The sequence below is a fragment of the Arcticibacter sp. MXS-1 genome, assembly GCF_041902385.1.
Classification (GTDB): domain Bacteria; phylum Bacteroidota; class Bacteroidia; order Sphingobacteriales; family Sphingobacteriaceae; genus Arcticibacter.
Genome location: NZ_CP169244.1, coordinates 1,207,246 through 1,224,824, shown reverse-complemented (window position 1 = coordinate 1,224,824; position 17,579 = coordinate 1,207,246). Strand labels below are relative to the sequence as shown.

Below are 17,579 nucleotides of genomic sequence, written 5' to 3'. Positions count from 1 at the left end.
CTTCATTGTGCCAACCACTGATCCTTGCGATGCTGATGCGAACAAAAGTCGGGCAGGTGGTAAAAGCATTCATACGTATCACACCCGCAACGGGATTAACGTTTTGCGGGTGTTCTTCTGTCCTTTAGAAAACAGACCGACTTTCGCAAAAAGTGAGAAGTCATATACCTAAAAGACAAAATAAGCGTTAATAAGCTGTTGCGTAGCCAATTAGCCGCCGAAGAGTAACCCCGGGCGGCCGGGTTCGTATAAGTCAATATGAAACATCTGCTTTTTGTTTTAATCCTGCTATCGTCCGTTGCAAGCGCTCAGACGCCTGATACCCTTGTATTTGCCGCCTTAAAAGCTCCGGCAGTGACAACAGAAGAGCGCTATCCTGATCCTTCGCCGCGCACCTCCTCCGTGGCAGGCTATATTGCCCCTGCTGTATTCCTTGGTTACGGATTTTTTGCACTCGACAATAATTTGCTGCGCAGAGTTGACCGCAGCGTGTATAATGATATGCAGGAAGATCATCCCGGCTTCCGCACCACTGTTGATAACTACCTTCAGTACTCACCCCTCATAGCTACCTACGCGTTGAACATGAGCGGCATCAAAGGGAAGAATAAGATTGTCGATCAGACCGCACTGGCATTTCTTTCGCTGGCAGTAGCAAAAGGATCGGCATGGGCCTTGAAGGACCAGATCCGGCAGTTAAGGCCGAATAGGGCGTCGTACTCTTCTTTCCCTTCCGGCCATACCACTACGGCTTTCGCGGCTGCTGAGATTATGAATCAGGAGTTTGGCGACCGGTCCGTCTGGTACGGCGTAGCCGCATATTCCGCTGCCACAGCCACCGGCATTCTGAGGGTCTACAATAATGCGCATTGGTTTAGTAATGTAATAGCCGGCGCCGGCCTGGGGATCTTATCAGTAAAAGCAACTTATGCGGTCTATCCCCACTTAAAGAACCTTCTCAAAAAGAACACCAACGTCTCCATGACCCCGTTTTATGCCGACAGAGCAACGGGGGTATCCATTACGGCGCGCTTTTAAGTTTGTAACAGCCCCATCTGCAATCGGCCTGATGCTGAGCCGGGCTCCATTCTGACGACTCTCCGTAATAAGGATCGTGCATTGAGCTTCATCTGCTGCCAGCCTGAATTACGAGTTAACTGACCGCTCTATTCTCCTGTCAGGAATAAGCCAGAGAGCCGCCACTAAAAAGTAAAGTATCAGGCCTGCGGACGAATTGATGAAAGAAGCCGCGACAGCAATTCCATAAACCACAATAGAAAACCATCCTTTCAAATCCCTGCCAATGGCCTTATTCAGGACAGAGTCAGAACCATGGTGGCGCACCAGCATATAGGCGAGCAGTTTGTACGCAAGAGAGTTAAGAATGAGGATAATGCCGTAGAAGATCACGGGCCATCTGGCGAAGTGATTCTCGCCCATCCAGGCAGTAACAAACGGAATCAAAGAGAGCCAGAAAAGCAGGTTCAGGTTAGCCCACAGTATTTTACCGTTCACGGATTTTGCTGCAAGGATCATATGGTGGTGGTTAGTCCAGTAGATACCCACATACAGAAAACTTAGCACGTAACTGATGAATACGGGGATCAGCGGCTTCAGCGATTCCAGGTCTGCCGCGTGAGGAGTCTTTATCTCCAACACCATTATGGTAATAATAATAGCGATGACGCCATCGCTAAAGGCCTCGAGCCGTTGTTTCGTGATCATGGTAGCAGTAGTTTGTTCTTTCAAATATCGAAATGTTCTCTTAGCATTTCGCCATAGCGCCGGCTCGAACTGATACGCGTGTTTTCTTTATCCTTCAGGATAAAGGTCAGTGCGCCATTGAATCCTTTCCTGATCTCGGCGATATGATCTGTGTTGATGATCGTTCCGCGGTTGATCCTCAGGAAAGAGCCGGGCAGCTTTTCCTCCAGGCTGCTCACCGTGAATTCGGTAAGATGCCTCTTGCCGTCAAGGCAGCACAAGAAAACATACTTATCTTCCGCCTGAATATAGGCAATATCATCGGTTTTAACCAGGAGTATCCGGTCGCCAATCTTCACAGTGAGCGTTTTGCGTTCACTTTTAACAGTAAGCTGTCTGATAAGAGAGTCGAGAGGGAGATCGGGCACGCCTGGCCGGTTGTTTTTTTCCAGCCTCCTGATCGTGATTTCCAGTCGCTCCGGCTCCACAGGCTTCAGCAGGTAGTCAACCGAGTCCTCCTCGAAGGCCTTAATGGCGTAGTGGTCATAGGCCGTTGTAAAGATCACCTGCGGCGGATTGTTCAGCTTCGCCAGCATTTCAAATCCATTATAGACAGGCATTTCAATATCCAGGAAGATCAGGTCTGGTTTAAGCTGCTCGATTTTCTCCAGTCCGTCCTGGCCATTAACCGCTTCTCCCACGATCTCGATAAGGTCATGGTAGGCGCTCAGCAGCCTCCTGAGCCGAAGTCGCGCAAGTTCTTCATCGTCAATAATAAGGGTCTTCCAGGGTTTACTCATATTTTAGCGGAATAAGGATCTTGATCTGCTTCACGGGATTATTTGAGATTGAAAGCTCGTAATCTTCGCCGTATAATAACGAAAGTTTGTCATATGTGCTCTGCAGGCCGTAGCCTGTCTGCAATTCCGCGGGGAAAGGCACGCCGTTATCAGCTACGATCAGTTCAACCTGCTCTCCCTGCTGCTGCAAACTGACGCGCAGTTCTCCATTCGACACGGTATTCTTTAGTCCGTGCTTCAGGGCATTTTCCACTAGGGGCTGGATCAGAAAGCGCGGGATCTTTGCCTCAAGGAGAGCCTCGTCTACCTCAATCCGGAAGTCTATCCGGTCGCCGAAGCGTACCTTTTCAAGATCCAGATACGTCTTCCCCGTTTCTATCTCATCTTTAACCCTCACCAGGTCCTCCCGGTCATAATTAATGCTGTATCGGAACAGCTGCGACAGCTTTAAGGTCATAGACTCAGCCTTATCAGGGTCAATATGAATAAGGCTTGCAATGGAGTTTAAAGAATTGTAAAGGAAATGAGGGTTAATGCGGGCATGTAGCGTAGCGAGTTCTGCCTGCGTCTTGAGCTGGCTCAGCTTCACCATCTCGAGCTCCTTTTGGCGGAGACGCGCAAGCAAAGACACTTTCCGGGCATGATAAATATAGCCGGCAGTACAAACGATAAACACGATGAGTGAGCGGAACAGGATGTCCTGCTGACGGGAGAATGTGTAGGGAACCTCGTATACGAAAGCGAGGATCAGTCTTGCGAGTTCTGTGCCCACCATCATGCCCATCAGGCTGGCAACATAGTAGACTACCACAAACCAGATTTTTTCATACCGCAGCCTGAAGATGGTTTGAGCGAGTATGATGAAGTTGATCACCCCCAGCGAGATCATGACGCTGAAGAAGGCATTGCCTGCAAAGGTCTCAAAGCTGACCAGCTTGCCTCTCGAGGCCGTCATGAAGAGGCAGATCAGCGCCCCGAGGCCGATGCCAAAAACCAGGTTGGCGAGGTTGGCTTTTTTCCAGCCGGCCGTTATATAGACGGCTCTTTCTTCTCGCACGCTCTTTCTTGAATAGCTGCCAGGGGCACTCGCGCCTTTTGCTAATGTCTGCTCCATATTCGCATTACTGTTTGCGGGTTTCCGCTCTGCGGCGTTCGTTTGCTGTCTTTATTTCCTGCATTCCGCAAGCAGGGTCTCCGCCCTTTCCTTACCCCAGTCGGGTGACCATGCATTTACAGGCTTAAATGTAGCGAATTTTGCGACTGCTTTCTCCAGTACCGGTTTGGCTGCATCTTTTCCACCTCCAAATGCGGCAGGGGTGTAGAATACGTTTTGACCCTGTACAAGGTAGGGGCGGGGGTTCTCAGGGTTCAGGGCAATTGCGCGCTCAAGCGAGGCGTTCGCCTTCTTCATGAAATCCATACGGCTCATCGGGTCCACCGCCATTTTCATAAACTCAACGTAGCCCTTCAACGTGTAGATCTCACTGTTGTTCTGTTCAATCGAGTCGGCATGCGACACCTGCGCCAGTGCCTTGTCAAGATAGAGGTCCTTGCTTTCTTTGCTGGCAGTCATCAGCGCTGCTGTCAGATTGCAGTAAGAGGCATAGTAAGAAGGCAGCCATTCTTTTTTCTCAACTGCCGAAATGCGATCGAAATGATTGGCAGCGGCAATGAAGTCATCGGGAGTCTTGACTGATTTCATCTGTTCGAGCCCTTTGGTCATAGCTGTTTTGAACTTCTCGCTCTGGGCATGCGAATGAATGGAAACAAGGAGAAGAATAAGAAGAAACGATGCTTTTAAAGTTTTCATAATTTAATGATTAGGGGTTATATATTCGTGCTTTAGCGTACAAATGTGTTATCGCCTATGGTGATCAGGAGCCCGACAAACAAGTCGCGCCTTGCCGGAGGCTGTATGGCCTGCCTGTACTGTCCGTCGGGAGAGTAATGATACCCGTAAATATTCTTAAAGCCGGGAATATTGTTGGCTGAGATGTAGAGTACCGTGAACTGTTTGAAGATGTGAGTCAGGTAGCTCACATTTAAGCTCAGGTTATGGTAGGTCCTGGTCTGGTCTCCCAGGTAAACAGGATTAGCCGGATTGACATAAGTTCTCCCGCTTGCCACGGTGTAAGTGGTGCCGATCTGAGAGTTAAGCTTTTGAAAGAATTGCTTGTAAACCACGTTCAGCGTGTGCTTTGCAGCAAAGGGGGGAACAGAACTGACAGGGTAGTCGCCAAAGATACGTTTCGTATCAAGATACGAGTAAGATAGCCAGTAATCTCCGTTCCTGATGCTCTTTTTATCTCTCCAGAAGATTTCCAGTCCCTTAGCAAAGCCCTCGCCTGTGTTGCTCAGTGTACCATCAAAATCTCTTGTTAACCGGTTGTAGCCCTTATAATACGCCTCGGCCCTGAAAATATAGCTGGAGTTGCTGTACTGGTAATTCATCAGATAGTGGTCAGCTTCCTCAAAGTTGAGCGCCTCCCGGATGAGGTATTCATCTTCCGGATTCTGATAGAACTTGCCATAGGCAAGCGATACCTGTGAGTATTTACCTGTCCGGTATCCCACAGACGCCCTTGGGGCAAGGTTGTAATTGCCGGTGTAGGATGAATATTCGCCGCGCAGTCCTAAGCGGGTCACCAGAGAAGGGGTGATGTATACCTCTGCTTCAGCGAAGCCGGCGCTGAGCTGATCGTCATAGCTTCGGCCAAGGCCATTCATGCTCTCGTTCCGGCTAAAGGCGAAACTTTCAGCTCCCACCTTCAGAGTAGATAAGGATGTTAAATAACGTGTGGCTGTTATGCGGCCCTGAAACACCCGGTCTCTGCGGCTGTACCGATCTTCTTTCTGAAGGCCATCATCAGTCGTATTGCTGAAAGCGAGCCCTGCCTGTAGTTTCCACTTCGGAGTAACGTAGTCCTGCCAGGTCGTGTTCACATACGTGTTTTTATTGGTGTTGCTGAGGTAACTCTTGCCCGAAGGCTCGTTCAGGTCAGTTGCAAACAGCCCCAGCATCGTTTTACTGAAGTCGCTATACCACTTTAACATGCCGGTTTTTGAGGTTTTGAGTTTATACTGGAGGGTGGAGCCATATTGCTCAGGCTCCTTTTCCCACTGTGTGCGTTGAGGGATCAGCGCCAGGGAAGGTTTTAGATTATAATAAAAGCCCCCCAAAGTTAAAGCACTCTTCTCAAAGCGGATATTTTGATCTACCCCCAGCCCCACGGTGAGCAATGAGAGGCCGGTGGTGGTCTTCTCCGGCAGATCTTTGCTCTCCAGGATAAGGGCCGACGAAAGAGCCTGCCCATACTGCGCGGAGTAGCCACCGGCGGAAAAAGAAGTGCCTTTAAAAAGAAAGGGAGAGAACCTTCCGCGTGATGCCTGGTCAGGTACCCGGGAGTTAAATGGGCTTTTGATCAGCATGCCGTCGAAGAACGTCTTGGTCTCGGCAGCCGAACCTCCTCTCACAAACAGCCCGCTTTCTGCAAAGGAGGTTTGTGCGCCCGGTAAGGTTTGAAGTGCGCTGAAGATATCGGCATTTGCTCCCGCTGTTGTGGCAATGTCGAGAGAGTTTAATACAGTTCCTCTCTTCTTGTCGCCCGCTTCAAACGTTCCGGCATTGATCTGTACCGCGTCCAGCTCGTTAACCTTCTTCTTCATGACGATCTGGAAGGTCTGCGGCTTCCCGTCCAGGTTTACCCGAATACTATCGCTCATATAGCCCAATGCAGAATATTCGAGGGAAAAGCGGCCCTGTTCTGCTGTTGAAAAGTGAAACCTTCCGATGCTGTCGGTCGAAGCGCCATCGTAGCTCCCTTTAAGCGAAATATTAACCTGCTTTACAGGCTGGCCCTTTTGGTTCTTAACCGTGCCCGAAAGTACCGTCTGGCAAAAGGACCTCGATGTAATGATCAGAATTAAAGCCGTGAGTAAATTTTGTTTCATTGCAATTCGCTTGTTGACAAACGAAAGTGCAACAGGATGGCCCGAAAACGAAGGCATTCCCGATGAGCGGGAGGAACAAGGGGATAAATGGCGGTTAGCGATGTGTGAGCCATCAGACATTAGCAATCAGGAATCAGCAGTTGGCTGTTAGCTGTTGGCAGTTGGCAGTTGGCAATCGGAGGAATCAGCAATCAGCTTTCCGCAATCAGCTTTCCGCTTTAAGCCCCTTACGCCTTCCGCTTTAAGATTACTCTTTTCCTCTGACAGCCGATAGCCGACAGCCGACAGTTATTACCCTTTTCCTCTGAGAGCCGATAGCTGACGGCCATAGCTGACAGCCGATAGCCGACAGCTATTACGCCTAATCCTCAGGTCGTTCCTTTGGATCCGCCATTCTGACGATGCGGGGCGTAAACTTTGCCAGCACCTCTACCAGGTCCTGCTGGGCGGCCATTACGGTGTGAATGTCCTTGTAGACCATGGGCGCTTCGTCGAGGTCCGAGCCTACGAGGGTGATCTTTTTGTCGAGCAGTTCGGCCATCACAAGATCTCTCTTCAACGTCTTAAATGCTACGTTCCGGCTCATTACCCTCCCTGCGCCGTGAGAGGCTGAATTAATCGAAGCGGGATCGCCTTTACCCCTGACTATGAAGCCGGGGGTACTCATCGAGCCGGGAATGATGCCCAGCACGCCTTTGCCGGCCGGGGTTGCACCTTTCCGGTGTACCATCACTTCCGTGCCATCATCCAGTTGTTCCTTCCATGCGAAGTTGTGGTGATTTTCAATCCGCAGCAGCGGTTGCAAGTCCATGTCGCGCGCAATCTTGTTATGGATCTCATGATGATTGGCAGAGGCATAATCGCCTGCCAGGTTCATGGCGATCCAATATTCCTCTCCTTCTTCCGAGTTAAGGTCGAGCCAGGCCAGATGCTTCGCTTCATGCGGAAGCCTGGTCTTCTGCATGGCAAGCTTAAAGTAATAGTTGGCAATATTGCCTCCGAAGCCCCGCGAGCCCGAGTGCGAGAGCAAGGCCAGGTAGCTGCCGGCAGGTATGCCTTCAAGAGCGCCGTCCCCGACAGACAGTTCCCCCCATTCCACAAAGTGGTTACCCGTTCCCGAGGTGCCCAGCTGCTTATACGCCTTGTCCCTGAGCTGCTTGATCTGCTGCGTGGCCTTCCATTCCCTGCGGTCAAAAAGGCTCGTATCGAAATGATTTTTCGTTTCTCCGCCCATTCCGAACACCGTGTTCTTTATCAGCAGATTTTTCAGGTAGTCGTTCTTCTGTTCAATCGTATCAGCAGGCATTTCGAAAATACTGAGACACATCCTGCAGGCAATGTCTACCCCCACGGCGTAGGGAATGATCGTGTCAGCTGTGGTGGCCAATACCCCTCCAATCGGCAGACCATATCCCTGGTGCGCGTCGGGCATCAGGGCTCCTGCAACTGTAATAGGGAGGCTCATGGCCGTTTTCATCTGCTCAAGTGCTCCCGCCTCAATGTTTTCAAGTCCGTATACAGGGTAGTTCGCACTATCCTTCTTTAGTTTCGGGATCTTTTCTGTGGGGCGGTCAAACTTTCCTTCCTTCCGCAGCTCAATTACCTTGTCTGCCAGGTTCTTGAATTTGCCGCCCTTCTGCGCCGAGTAAGGCGAAGGGTCGAAAATAAGAGCTTCCAGATGAGCGAGGATCTCCATCCTGTCCATCACCTGATGCTTTAAGAGCCCGTTGGCTACCCTGCTGAAAAGAACAATCAGGTCAAGGTCTTCTATGCCCAGCTTATTCAGATCCGCATTGCTTATTTTCTCTTTTTCCATTTCCTTCTTTTTTTACTGGGCCTTCTCAGAACAACATTCGCAGGGTACCCGGCTGTTTCCCTTTTTTAAATTACTTTGGTACGATCCTTAACATCCTGTTAATATTGCCACAATATCTTTGTCGAGTTTCGCCTTTGAATATCTACCTGTGTTACAGCACATCTGCCGATCCGCGGATCAATATTAATAAGCCCTTCAATCTAAGGGGATTTGATAGCTTCTAAAGTTTACACTATGAAAACGAAATTTTTATTTTACACGTTCGGAGTGCTTTTAGCATTTAGCTCATGCTCGAAACTGACAAGGGAAGATGACGCTCCTGTACCCGGTCAGGATTCCGTCTCCCGCGATTCTCTCCCTTACCGCATTACTGAAACATTCGAAAAGTGGCACGAAAGGTAGTTATAAAACGGACTCGGTCACTCTTTTAACAGGCTCGTGGACTTTAAACGATGCCCTCATTGGAGAGCTTGATGCGGATAAGAAGGAAGGTTTGTATGCCGTACGGCTGCGGACCGGAAGCATTAGCATGAACTTTGACGTTGCCGGAGTGAGAATGCTATATGTGAAGCATGCCAGGTACGGCAATGATGCTCCTTCTGAATGGAAGCTCGAAATCTCCAGGGACGGAGGGTTGAGCTATGAGCAGGTCGGAAATACGATCATGGAAACCAATACCTCTCTTGTGCTTGATTCCTTCGCTGTGCAGGCCCAGGGGAAGGTTCGTTTCAGAATCTCCAAGCAAGGTACGGCACGGGTAAATTTAGATGACCTCACCTTCCGGGGAGTGGGCAGTCCGGGGATTATCGTTGGTCAGCCAGACACGACTGACGCGGATAGTTCTGCCACTCCCGAGCCTGGAGCACAGAGAGGTACCCCCGACGGCAATCTTCCCGACGCCCCCCTGCCTCGGGCGAGAACAGCAACCTGTTCCTCGGAAATCCTTCAGACGCTCAGGCCAGTATCATGTTCCCAGAGAATTACCTGATTGACATGAAGTACTACACGGTATCGTACAGCAATGGCAGAGGCACGCCCAACTGGGTGAGCTGGCACCTGGATGCCGGCAATATTACGAAGAAGGTGGAGCGCCGGAATGATTTTGCCGCCTTCAGCGATTTGCCCGCCTCCTGGTACCGCGTTAAGAATACGAGTTACTCGGGCTCAGGCTTCGACAGAGGACATAACTGCCCCTCCGCAGACCGCGTCAGCTCTGCGGAAGCAAACTCGTCCACCTTCCTGATGGTCAACATGGTCCCGCAGGCTCCCAATAATAACCAGAAGACCTGGAACAATATGGAAGCCTACCTGCGGACACTGGTCAGCAGCGGGAACGAGGTATACGTGATCATGGGTTCGTACGGCAGGGGAGGGACGGGTAGCAGAGGCGCTGCCGTTGCACTCGACAGCAACCGCGTGACGGTGCCCTCCAATATCTGGAAAGTTGCAGTGGTGATTCCTGAAGGCAATAATGATCTGAGCCGCATCAGTAGCACCACCCGCGTCATTGCTGTCAATACGCCCAACGTAAATTCCATTGAGCCCGACTGGAAGAAGTACCGGGTATCAGTACGTGATATCGAGCGTGCCACCGGCTATAACCTGCTGTCCGGGCTTCCCGGAGCTGTTCAGGATGCCATTGAGACAACGAAGGACAGTTTGGAATAGTGGTTTTTTTTCAATCAATATGGTAGTTTCAATATATTCTCTTTTATTTGTGCTAGTAAATAATTAAGAATAAATTGGGGATTGGCCCACAAGGCTAATGAGAAAGGGGCTGTCTTAAAGAGGCAGCCCTTTCTTTTAAAACATATTTCTTATTTTTGAAGTATCATTATAAAATGCATCCGATGAAATCTGTTGTTAAAAAAGTTTTTTACACTCTTCTTTTTCTGGGCTTTAGCGCTTACAATTCATACGCTGTAAACGTTGCTGATAGCGACATCAGTAATACGGCAGGTTCTAACTCAGGACACATCAATGTAAGTCCGTTCATACTCGTCGTATTGTTCCTGCTCCTCGCTGCTACGGCTCCCCTCTACGATAAGAAGAAGCACGACATTTAAAAGCTCGATTTTGTATTATAAAACCTGCTTGCTGATTGTCTTTTGTTGGTGCGGGAAAGCAGGTTTTTATAAAAGCTGATTGCTCTTTCAAGCTTTCAGCCCCGTATGCACACGCATCTAATCAAGCGTTTTTGCAAAGCTCCTTAGTCCTCCTTAAAAGACGTACGCTTCCCTTTCAGATCAACCCAGTCATCCTCCTGCGATCGCTGCTCTCCTCCGGAGTCTGTACTGGTCCGGTTCCAGGGCAGCCGCAGCCGTCCCTCACCCATCAGTTTCTCTACCTTCTCACGCATCTTCCGGCCTGGATAATCACTGAAGAACGACAAGAGGACCTGAGGCCCGGCCTCCCGCAGCTTCTCGTAGCGCTGCCTGCCGTAACCCTGCCCAGCCTCATCCCGCGCCGGTATGGCTGCAATGATCTCGCAGGGTGAGAACGCTTTGCTGTTGATGCTGCCGTAGGTCTTGTCGAGCCGGTTATAGCTCAGGTACTCGAGGGGGCTCCCAGCAGCAGCAGGCAGCCCTGAGGCCACTCGCCGTCAAACAGCAGCTCCTGTGCCGGTAGGGGACTGAGCCGGCTGAGCACCACATCTTTCACGTCGACATACTCATAGAACTCCTCCCGGAAGTTGAAGGCCACCAGCACAAAGCGGATGCGGAAGCGGCCCGCTTCATAGAACCGGTCGAGCAGCTCGCTGTCCACCCCCAGGGAGGGAAGTGAGACCTTCACCTGGCCCTGTTCGGTAAGCGAAACCCGGGGTTTCACCTGCAGGGAGGGGAACAGGCCGCTGGCGGCATTGAAGCTGAAGCCCTCCAGGAAGGACAGGTCGCCATCGTGCAGGTCGCGCTCCCCGCGCTCTTTAGAGCTTGCCCGGATGCTCCTGGATACCGCCGACGTGAGGCGGTTGACCATGGCCCCGTCGTGCAGGTCGCGGTGTAAGGGGTGAAATGCCTGGCGGATGATGCGGGCAGAGGAACTGGCCAGCCCGAACTCGCAGGCACTGCGAATGCTGGCAGGAGTCTGTTTCTTTCTTTTGGGTTTACTCTGAAGGACGTTCCTTCCCCGGTAGGTGCGATACACTACCGATCCTGCACTTCCATGAATGCCGCCGTTTTTGTCAATAATTGCCATAATGAACTCGTTAAGTTTAAAGGAGGAGGCCATTATCGAACAACAGAAACTTCGGGATCAGCTCAATCAGATAATAAGGTCGTAAAGGCCTGTCCGCCTGGTTAATTCAGTATAAAGATGAGTATAAAAAATCAAGGAATCAATAGGGCCCTACTCGCTAAGTAGTTACAGCTAAGAATTTATACCCTGTCCAAATAAACACTCAGAGTCCACGTTTTCAAGCAAAAAGGTGGGATAAAGGTGGCATATGAGTAGCTTTTTAATGGCTATAATCACACCAGGGTAAGGTTTTGGGGAGGGTGCGATTATAGTGCGATCAATACATGAGTTGTGAACAGGCCGTGTGAGCGGCGGCGCGGGTAATAGCGCAGGGGATCATAAGGGAAGGCGCGAGCTTTGCCTGCCTTAACAATGTATTATTGCCGGGACTGAAGGGCAGTGCGGATTGGGGATTGAAAAGACCGATGCTGTTAGGATATCTTACAGCTTAGGTATAGATGGAATACAAAAAAGGGGCTGATCATGGCGACCAACCCCCTTACCTAACCTTATCAAAATAAACTAAATACTATTTCTTTACGGATTTTTTAACCTTAGTAGCTTTTACTGCTTTCTTTTTAGCGGTGTCTGCTTTTGCTACTGAAGTGGTTGTTGTTTTGGCAGCTTTTGGTTGAACAGGAGCTGCAAATGTTCCGTAAGTAAATCCGGCTAAAGCTAAAACTAAAATTGTCTTTTTCATGATCGTTTCGATTTTGTATTTCAAAGGTGCAAACTCAATATGAAGATTTGGTGAAGATGGAGCGCGGCAAAAAAAGCTTAGAAAAATTTGCCGGTGATTTTCCGTTATTCACCGTTTGCAGGCCTCTGATGGCCTAATTCCTGTTGATCTTTCTTCACTCTGCCACTAGTTTTGAAGAAAAAAACAAGGTTATGAACAGCGAAAACATAAGTAAGACAGGTCGTTCCAACAAGGTTACCACAGGCGTAATTTTTCTTCTTCTGGGCGTCGTGATGCTCGCCAAATCTTTGGTTCCAGCTATTGACATTCCCGACTGGCTGATAAGCTGGCCGATGCTTCTGATCGTGCTCGGTATTGCCAGTGGGGTGAAGCATAAGTTCAGGAGGCCCGGCGCTTATTTTGCAATAGCGATTGGTGCGGCATTTCTTGTCGATCGTATTTATACCGGAATCAACTTTCACCACATTATCTTCCCTGTAATGATTTTGGCAACCGGTCTGCACCTGATGTTCGGACGTAAGACAGTCTGCTGTAAATAACACCGCCTTTATTGGCGTCCATCATATATAATAATGCTTTTCGAAGCAGAATGCCGTTGTGCTGGCTGACGAGATCCAGATGACGGCATTTCTATTTTTGCTCTTTCCATCCGCTTTTATATCGGCCAGGGGCGGCAGCCGATGAAGGTTTTTCATCTAAACAAAATGAGCTGATGGCGGTAATTTATAGATGACTCATACAAAGAGAATATTGTTTTTTGGAGATAGCCTGACTGCTGGCTATGGCTTGCTCAAACCCTCGCTGGAATCTTTTCCGGCCTTGATTGAGGATAAGATAGAGGAGCAGGCACTCCCATATAGGATTATCAACGCAGGTCTGAGCGGTGAAACGACGGCAGGGGGCAGGAGCCGGATCAGCCTTCTGCTTAGCCATCCCATTGACGTGTTTGTGCTGGGCCTGGGGGCAAACGACTTGTTACGCGGTATTCCGGTGAGCAACACCAAGGATAACTTGCAGGCAATTATAGACCGGGTTAAAGGCAGCAATCCCGGTGTAAAGATGCTTCTGCTGGGCCTGGAGGCACCTGCATACATTGCGGACAGTTATGCGCAGGAGTTCAGACAGGTGTTCAGAACCGTCGCGACTACTAATAATATGGCTTTTGTTCCCTTCCTTCTTGATGGAGTAGCGGGTATTCCGGATTTAAACCTGCGTGACGGCTTTCATCCTTCTGCCGGAGGATATAAGATCATTGCAGAAACGGTATGGAAGGTTCTGAAAGATCTTTTATAATAACGGATAGACCGCCGCAAATTCAGCGGTACCGGTCTATCCCTTTAGCTTTACTGTTTCGGTGAAGTTTGAGGCTGGATCAGGGCGTCAATCCGTTGCCTTACCTTCGGGCTTTGGTTATAGGCGAGCACGATCTGCTGAAATTCCTGCGGCTGCATTCCCTCTGCTGAGATCACTTTTTCCATCTGGGGGATTGCAGCGTTTTGGATCACCATGATCTTTTTGGCGGCATTGTTGAACTTGCCAAGTTCAGCCTGATTGGCTCCTGCATTGCTCGTATCCCTTTGCTGCTGTGCTGCCATAATCTGGGTAAAACGGTCGGGAGTAAGTCCCTCCTGCTGGATGGCCTGAACCATCTGCTCTTCCGCTTTTTTCTGATGTGGTTCGAGCTTCCTGCTTATCGAGACGAACTTCTGGAGGCTCGCATCACTGAAGTCTTCCTTCACCTGGGCTTCCTGAGTAGCCGGAGCATTAGGCGTACCGTTCGTTTGCGAATAGGCCTGACTTGCCCCTGCGGAAATGGTGAATGCGGTAGCTATTGCTAATAGTTTTCTGCTAATTTTCATAATAGATGATTTTATAAGCTCAATTGACTGCAATTATCAGGCCTAAGCAGTTTGGATGGGTTGTGAAGGGTTTGTGGGAGGGGAGTTGTTGGGTAAAGCAACAGTGTGCGGGGGGGACAGAAACAAAAATGTGGTAAAAGTTCAAACTGCAGTTTAGCTGCAGTCTGAACTTTTATGTTTACCGGATAAACATCAACCCTATGAAACGAAACTGGCCTTGAAATGCTTGGCGCCGTTCGGCGAAGTACAAGAAGCTCTGAAACCGAAAGAAATATCGAAAAAATCATCACTCTTTTATTATGAAAAAACTTGCCTTACTTATCGTAACTGTATTTGCCTCTTTAGTTGTACGGGCACAATATTCTAAAGAATTTATAACCGGAGAAGGTTCCAAGAGCTACTATGTAGGGAGCTTGAAGGCTATCAACGATGTAAATAACTACGATAAATTAAAGATCGATATTCTTGGGGGCGCCTGGTACTCCAGTAATATCGGGGAAGTCTCTTTTTATGTGGCATCGCGTGATGCGCTGAAGATTAACAAAACGGTTAGCGCGACCGGAAATGGTGGTATGTTCACCGTCAAAATCTATCAGAACGGTACGGCTCTGGATGTTTATGTAGTCACTACTCAAAACTGGGTAGCATTTGCGGTAAAGTCGTGCAAGCTGGGGGAATCCAACAGTATTACAGAATATCGTTGAGAAGGCGCCGGTAGGTACAGAAATACCAGTTCTAGTGAGTGCTGTGATGATCAATGATCCGAGTGGCAACCTTTCAATCGGGACAGACAATTCGCGCAACTATAAATTTTCAGTCAACGGAAACATTCGTGCCAGGGAGATTAAAGTTGAGAATCAGAACTGGCCGGATTATGTATTCAACGAAGACTACCAACTAAATTCACTGGACGAGATCGAAGCCTTTGTTAAGAAAAACAAACATTTGCCCGGTGTGCCAAGCGCAGCTCAGGTTGGGAAGGAAGGCGTGAACCTGGGGGCTATGAATGCAACACTTCTGAAGAAAGTTGAAGAGCTGACGCTTTTGTTGATCGAGCAGCAAAAAGAAATGAGGAGGTTGAAGGGAGAAATAGAGGATTTGAAGTTGGACCGGAACTAGTATCAATAGTAGCGCATAGGCGCTAAGAGCTAATCTTGGAGAAATGAAACGACTTGTATATATCCTAAACTTTGTTTTTCTGCTAAGTGTCGGGCGATCGTCAGCACAGCATATCGAGTTGAGCAGCTATAATAGTAGTCAGCCGGTAGTGACGGCCACGGGAAGCATTACGTTGAAGCCAGGCTTTTATGTGCCAGCTGGTTCGAGTTTTCGTGCTTACCTGACGAGCCCTCCTGCCGCAGTATGTGTGCCCCTTGCCGCCTCTTTAAGTCAGGACCAGAACTATATTGTGACGTACACGCCTCGGGAGCCTTTCGGTTCTTCAGATAACCTGGCTGCTAAGGCGACAAGTGAGGTGATGATGGACGTGCAATATTTTGATGGCCTGGGGCGGCCTCTTCAGACCGTGCAGGTAAAGGGGAATCCGAACGCGACGAGGGATATCGTGGTTCCTGTTGAGTATGATGCTTTCGGACGGGAGGCAAAAAGATACTGCCGTACGCAGATCCTTCCTCGAATGGGAGTTACAAGGCTTCTGCCCTGACTGCTGGCGCGGGGATATCAGCTTTTTATAATCCGGGCGGCAGCCAGAGCCAGCTTGCCAGCGGGGTTCCACGTATCCCCAGCCCTTTTTCAGAGACACGTTTCGAGCCTTCGCCCCTAAACCGGGTGGAGGAGCAGGGCGCACCTGGGGCGGCCTGGCAGATTGGGGGAGGGCACACGGTCCGCACGGGCTACTTCAGTAACGAGGCAGATGGACTGAGTGGCAGCGGTAGATGGGCCCGGCTGTATGAGGTAACAATCGATGCATCAGGAGGCCGGACGCTGACCATGAAAGAGAAGTACGGCAAGAATGAGCTGTATGTAAATGAGACAAAGGATGAGAACTGGAAGGAAGGAGATGGAAAGGCGGGACTGATCCCGGAGTTTAAAGATAAGGAAGATCGGGTGGTGTTGAAGAGAACATGGAAGGACGAAAGTACTCCATTGTCTACCTATTACGTGTATGACGACTTCGGCAACCTGTGTTTTGTGCTGCCTCCCAAGGCCGAGCCGGATAACGGGCAACCTTCTGCAGATGCCATAAATGAGCTGTGTTACCAGTACCGGTACGATGAACGGAACCGAATGAGCAGGAAGAAACTGCCGGGGAAGGGCTGGGAGTATCTGGTGTACAACAAGCTGGACCAAGTGGTGGCCACTCAGGATGCCGAACAGCGGAAGCGCAAGGAGTGGCTGATAACCAAATACGATGGGCTGGGCCGTGTAGTTATGACAGGCTTTTGGAACAATGGAAACGTGACGATAAGTCCGGAAGATCTCAGGACGCAGGTTTACGCCACTCTGCAGTGGGATGAAAGAAAGACGGGGCAGGTATATGGATACGAGTTGAGGACCTATCCCACTAGTCTGACTATCGTACTGACGGTCAACTACTACGACGACTACGAAATTCCTGATCTTCCAGCTGCCTATAATAAGAAGGATACTTATAGCAAGATGATCCATAGCCTTTTAACGGCGAGCCGTACCGCCGTTCTTAATAATCCTTCTGATATGCTGTGGAATGTAAACTACTACGATGATGACGGGCGAGTAGTCAAGAACTTCAGTGAGCATTACAAAGGAGGAACACGTGTTGCGGGAAACTATGATGAGACAGATAATACGTACAGTTTCACCGATGAACTAAAGGAGAGCTCACGCAGTCATAAAGTGGGGGGAACCGAGCAGCTCAAGATCGTGACCGGCTACGACTATGATCACAGAGGGCGGAAGGTGAATACCTGGGAGACGATGGGGGGCTCCAGGGTGCTTTTAGCTCAAAATGTCTATAACGAGATCGGGCAGTTGAAGGAAAAGCGGCTTCACTCGGGTGATGGCGGGAATACTTTTTTGCAGAAGATCGCCTATAAGTACAACGAGCGGGGTTGGCTCAAGCAGATGAACCATCCGGATTCACTGAGCAGGGAGCGGGCCTTTGGAATGACCTTAGCGTATGGCGACCATAGTACGGAAGCGAGAAAGCAGTATAACGGAAACATCAGCGGGGTGAACTGGCAAACCAGGGTGCCTGCCAGCTCAGGCTTCCCGCAGCAGTCGCAGAGTTATGATTATAGCTACGACAAACTGAACCGGCTGGAGCTGGCAGCCTATAACGCCAGTGGGAAGACAGGTTTCTACAATGAGAGTATCAGCTACGACAAGGGCGGGAACATCCAGAGTTTGAGCCGTACGGGGGAAGCAGCGCCAGGATTGATGAACTGAGCTACGCCTATAAAAACAGCGGACAAAGCAACCGGCTGGCAAGTGTTACGGATGCAAGCGGCAATGATGCCGGACAGGCTAACGGGGCGGCATCGTATGAGTACGACGATAATGGGAATCTGATAACG

General features: G+C 49.7%; 19 protein-coding genes and 1 pseudogene. 10 read left to right on the top strand and 10 right to left on the bottom strand.

Annotated elements, in window-relative coordinates; all coding sequences use genetic code 11:
• The first annotated feature begins 258 nt into the window (after positions 1 to 258).
• Positions 259 to 1,038: a phosphatase PAP2 family protein gene (locus tag ACES2C_RS05135; RefSeq protein WP_374165926.1), complete on the top strand. Its 780-nt coding sequence runs from the start codon at positions 259 to 261 to the stop codon at positions 1,036 to 1,038.
• A gap of 108 nt (positions 1,039 to 1,146) precedes the next feature.
• Here the strand turns inward: ACES2C_RS05135 and ACES2C_RS05130 are convergent, their stop codons facing one another.
• The 6 genes from ACES2C_RS05130 to ACES2C_RS05105 form a co-directional block, all read right to left on the bottom strand.
• Complete coding sequence (locus ACES2C_RS05130; protein ID WP_374165925.1) at positions 1,147 to 1,725, bottom strand: TMEM175 family protein; 579 nt, start codon at positions 1,723 to 1,725, stop codon at positions 1,147 to 1,149.
• 20 nt (positions 1,726 to 1,745) lie between these two features.
• Complete coding sequence (locus ACES2C_RS05125) at positions 1,746 to 2,504, bottom strand: LytR/AlgR family response regulator transcription factor (protein ID WP_374165924.1); 759 nt, start codon at positions 2,502 to 2,504, stop codon at positions 1,746 to 1,748.
• Entirely contained in the window at positions 2,497 to 3,618 is a 1,122-nt protein-coding gene (locus ACES2C_RS05120; protein WP_374165923.1) for a sensor histidine kinase, read from the bottom strand. The genes ACES2C_RS05125 and ACES2C_RS05120 overlap by 8 nt, the downstream gene beginning before the upstream one ends.
• Positions 3,619 to 3,669: 51 nt before the next feature.
• Positions 3,670 to 4,314 (bottom strand): hypothetical protein, encoded by a 645-nt coding sequence (locus ACES2C_RS05115; RefSeq protein WP_374165922.1) that lies wholly within the window; start codon positions 4,312 to 4,314, stop codon positions 3,670 to 3,672.
• A gap of 32 nt (positions 4,315 to 4,346) precedes the next feature.
• Positions 4,347 to 6,455 (bottom strand): carboxypeptidase-like regulatory domain-containing protein, encoded by a 2,109-nt coding sequence (locus ACES2C_RS05110; RefSeq protein WP_374165921.1) that lies wholly within the window; start codon positions 6,453 to 6,455, stop codon positions 4,347 to 4,349.
• 361 nt (positions 6,456 to 6,816) lie between these two features.
• Positions 6,817 to 8,271: an RtcB family protein gene (locus ACES2C_RS05105; RefSeq protein WP_374165920.1), complete on the bottom strand. Its 1,455-nt coding sequence runs from the start codon at positions 8,269 to 8,271 to the stop codon at positions 6,817 to 6,819.
• Between the two features lie 310 nt (positions 8,272 to 8,581).
• Between ACES2C_RS05105 and ACES2C_RS05100 the strand changes: the two genes are divergently transcribed.
• The 3 genes from ACES2C_RS05100 to ACES2C_RS05090 all read left to right on the top strand — a co-directional run bounded on the left by ACES2C_RS05100 (position 8,582) and on the right by ACES2C_RS05090 (position 10,337).
• On the top strand, positions 8,582 to 9,259 hold the full coding sequence (locus ACES2C_RS05100; RefSeq protein WP_374165919.1) for a hypothetical protein: 678 nt from the start codon (positions 8,582 to 8,584) through the stop codon (positions 9,257 to 9,259).
• Positions 9,238 to 9,939, top strand: a complete 702-nt coding sequence (locus ACES2C_RS05095; RefSeq protein ID WP_374165918.1) for a DNA/RNA non-specific endonuclease — start codon at positions 9,238 to 9,240, stop codon at positions 9,937 to 9,939. The genes ACES2C_RS05100 and ACES2C_RS05095 overlap by 22 nt, the downstream gene beginning before the upstream one ends.
• 182 nt (positions 9,940 to 10,121) lie before the next feature.
• Positions 10,122 to 10,337, top strand: coding sequence for a hypothetical protein (locus tag ACES2C_RS05090; protein WP_374165917.1), 216 nt, complete (start codon positions 10,122 to 10,124; stop codon positions 10,335 to 10,337).
• 143 nt (positions 10,338 to 10,480) lie between these two features.
• Here ACES2C_RS05090 and ACES2C_RS05085 read toward each other — a convergent pair whose 3' ends face one another.
• The 3 genes from ACES2C_RS05085 to ACES2C_RS05075 all read right to left on the bottom strand — a co-directional run bounded on the left by ACES2C_RS05085 (position 10,481) and on the right by ACES2C_RS05075 (position 12,205).
• Positions 10,481 to 10,867, bottom strand: coding sequence for a hypothetical protein (locus tag ACES2C_RS05085; protein WP_374165916.1), 387 nt, complete (start codon positions 10,865 to 10,867; stop codon positions 10,481 to 10,483).
• On the bottom strand, positions 10,819 to 11,466 hold the full coding sequence (locus tag ACES2C_RS05080; protein ID WP_374165915.1) for a hypothetical protein: 648 nt from the start codon (positions 11,464 to 11,466) through the stop codon (positions 10,819 to 10,821). Before ACES2C_RS05080 ends, ACES2C_RS05085 begins: the two co-directional genes overlap by 49 nt.
• Before the next feature lie 568 nt (positions 11,467 to 12,034).
• Positions 12,035 to 12,205 carry a hypothetical protein gene (locus ACES2C_RS05075; protein WP_374165914.1) on the bottom strand — a complete coding sequence of 57 codons (171 nt, stop codon included), beginning with the start codon at positions 12,203 to 12,205 and terminating at the stop codon, positions 12,035 to 12,037.
• 191 nt (positions 12,206 to 12,396) lie between these two features.
• Between ACES2C_RS05075 and ACES2C_RS05070 the strand changes: the two genes are divergently transcribed.
• Together ACES2C_RS05070 and ACES2C_RS05065 are read left to right on the top strand one after the other, a co-directional pair.
• Positions 12,397 to 12,744 carry a LiaI-LiaF-like domain-containing protein gene (locus ACES2C_RS05070; RefSeq protein WP_374165913.1) on the top strand — a complete coding sequence of 116 codons (348 nt, stop codon included), beginning with the start codon at positions 12,397 to 12,399 and terminating at the stop codon, positions 12,742 to 12,744.
• A gap of 190 nt (positions 12,745 to 12,934) precedes the next feature.
• Complete coding sequence (locus ACES2C_RS05065; protein WP_374165912.1) at positions 12,935 to 13,498, top strand: arylesterase; 564 nt, start codon at positions 12,935 to 12,937, stop codon at positions 13,496 to 13,498.
• Positions 13,499 to 13,548: 50 nt separating this feature from the next.
• Here the strand turns inward: ACES2C_RS05065 and ACES2C_RS05060 are convergent, their stop codons facing one another.
• Positions 13,549 to 14,064, bottom strand: a complete 516-nt coding sequence (locus tag ACES2C_RS05060) for a DUF4168 domain-containing protein (RefSeq protein ID WP_374165911.1) — start codon at positions 14,062 to 14,064, stop codon at positions 13,549 to 13,551.
• Positions 14,065 to 14,363: 299 nt separating this feature from the next.
• Here ACES2C_RS05060 and ACES2C_RS05055 point away from each other — a divergent pair, with 299 nt between their 5' ends.
• The 4 genes and pseudogenes from ACES2C_RS05055 to ACES2C_RS05040 all read left to right on the top strand — a co-directional run bounded on the left by ACES2C_RS05055 (position 14,364) and on the right by ACES2C_RS05040 (position 17,451).
• Positions 14,364 to 14,768, top strand: coding sequence for a hypothetical protein (locus ACES2C_RS05055; RefSeq protein WP_374165910.1), 405 nt, complete (start codon positions 14,364 to 14,366; stop codon positions 14,766 to 14,768).
• 46 nt (positions 14,769 to 14,814) lie between these two features.
• Positions 14,815 to 15,183 carry a hypothetical protein gene (locus tag ACES2C_RS05050; RefSeq protein ID WP_374165909.1) on the top strand — a complete coding sequence of 123 codons (369 nt, stop codon included), beginning with the start codon at positions 14,815 to 14,817 and terminating at the stop codon, positions 15,181 to 15,183.
• A 43-nt stretch (positions 15,184 to 15,226) separates the two neighbouring features.
• Positions 15,227 to 15,825, top strand: a pseudogene (locus tag ACES2C_RS05045) (DUF6443 domain-containing protein); the annotation flags it as partial.
• Between the two features lie 27 nt (positions 15,826 to 15,852).
• On the top strand, positions 15,853 to 17,451 hold the full coding sequence (locus tag ACES2C_RS05040; protein ID WP_374167010.1) for a hypothetical protein: 1,599 nt from the start codon (positions 15,853 to 15,855) through the stop codon (positions 17,449 to 17,451).
• Positions 17,452 to 17,579: the final 128 nt, after the last annotated feature.

Excerpts from the sequence above, each read along its gene's own strand:
- ACES2C_RS05105 (WP_374165920.1), bottom strand. The coding sequence starts at position 8,271 with ATGGAAAAAGAGAAAATAAGCAATGCGGATCTGAATAAGCTGGGCATA.
- ACES2C_RS05070 (WP_374165913.1), top strand. The coding sequence starts at position 12,397 with ATGAACAGCGAAAACATAAGTAAGACAGGTCGTTCCAACAAGGTTACC.
- ACES2C_RS05130 (WP_374165925.1), bottom strand. The coding sequence starts at position 1,725 with ATGATCACGAAACAACGGCTCGAGGCCTTTAGCGATGGCGTCATCGCT.
- ACES2C_RS05065 (WP_374165912.1), top strand. The coding sequence starts at position 12,935 with ATGACTCATACAAAGAGAATATTGTTTTTTGGAGATAGCCTGACTGCT.
- ACES2C_RS05125 (WP_374165924.1), bottom strand. The coding sequence starts at position 2,504 with ATGAGTAAACCCTGGAAGACCCTTATTATTGACGATGAAGAACTTGCG.
- ACES2C_RS05095 (WP_374165918.1), top strand. The coding sequence starts at position 9,238 with ATGTTCCCAGAGAATTACCTGATTGACATGAAGTACTACACGGTATCG.
- ACES2C_RS05120 (WP_374165923.1), bottom strand. The coding sequence starts at position 3,618 with ATGGAGCAGACATTAGCAAAAGGCGCGAGTGCCCCTGGCAGCTATTCA.
- ACES2C_RS05055 (WP_374165910.1), top strand. The coding sequence starts at position 14,364 with ATGAAAAAACTTGCCTTACTTATCGTAACTGTATTTGCCTCTTTAGTT.
- ACES2C_RS05080 (WP_374165915.1), bottom strand. The coding sequence starts at position 11,466 with ATGGCAATTATTGACAAAAACGGCGGCATTCATGGAAGTGCAGGATCG.
- ACES2C_RS05050 (WP_374165909.1), top strand. The coding sequence starts at position 14,815 with ATGATCAATGATCCGAGTGGCAACCTTTCAATCGGGACAGACAATTCG.
- ACES2C_RS05115 (WP_374165922.1), bottom strand. The coding sequence starts at position 4,314 with ATGAAAACTTTAAAAGCATCGTTTCTTCTTATTCTTCTCCTTGTTTCC.
- ACES2C_RS05135 (WP_374165926.1), top strand. The coding sequence starts at position 259 with ATGAAACATCTGCTTTTTGTTTTAATCCTGCTATCGTCCGTTGCAAGC.
- ACES2C_RS05100 (WP_374165919.1), top strand. The coding sequence starts at position 8,582 with ATGACGCTCCTGTACCCGGTCAGGATTCCGTCTCCCGCGATTCTCTCC.
- ACES2C_RS05090 (WP_374165917.1), top strand. The coding sequence starts at position 10,122 with ATGAAATCTGTTGTTAAAAAAGTTTTTTACACTCTTCTTTTTCTGGGC.
- ACES2C_RS05075 (WP_374165914.1), bottom strand. The coding sequence starts at position 12,205 with ATGAAAAAGACAATTTTAGTTTTAGCTTTAGCCGGATTTACTTACGGA.
- ACES2C_RS05060 (WP_374165911.1), bottom strand. The coding sequence starts at position 14,064 with ATGAAAATTAGCAGAAAACTATTAGCAATAGCTACCGCATTCACCATT.
- ACES2C_RS05110 (WP_374165921.1), bottom strand. The coding sequence starts at position 6,455 with ATGAAACAAAATTTACTCACGGCTTTAATTCTGATCATTACATCGAGG.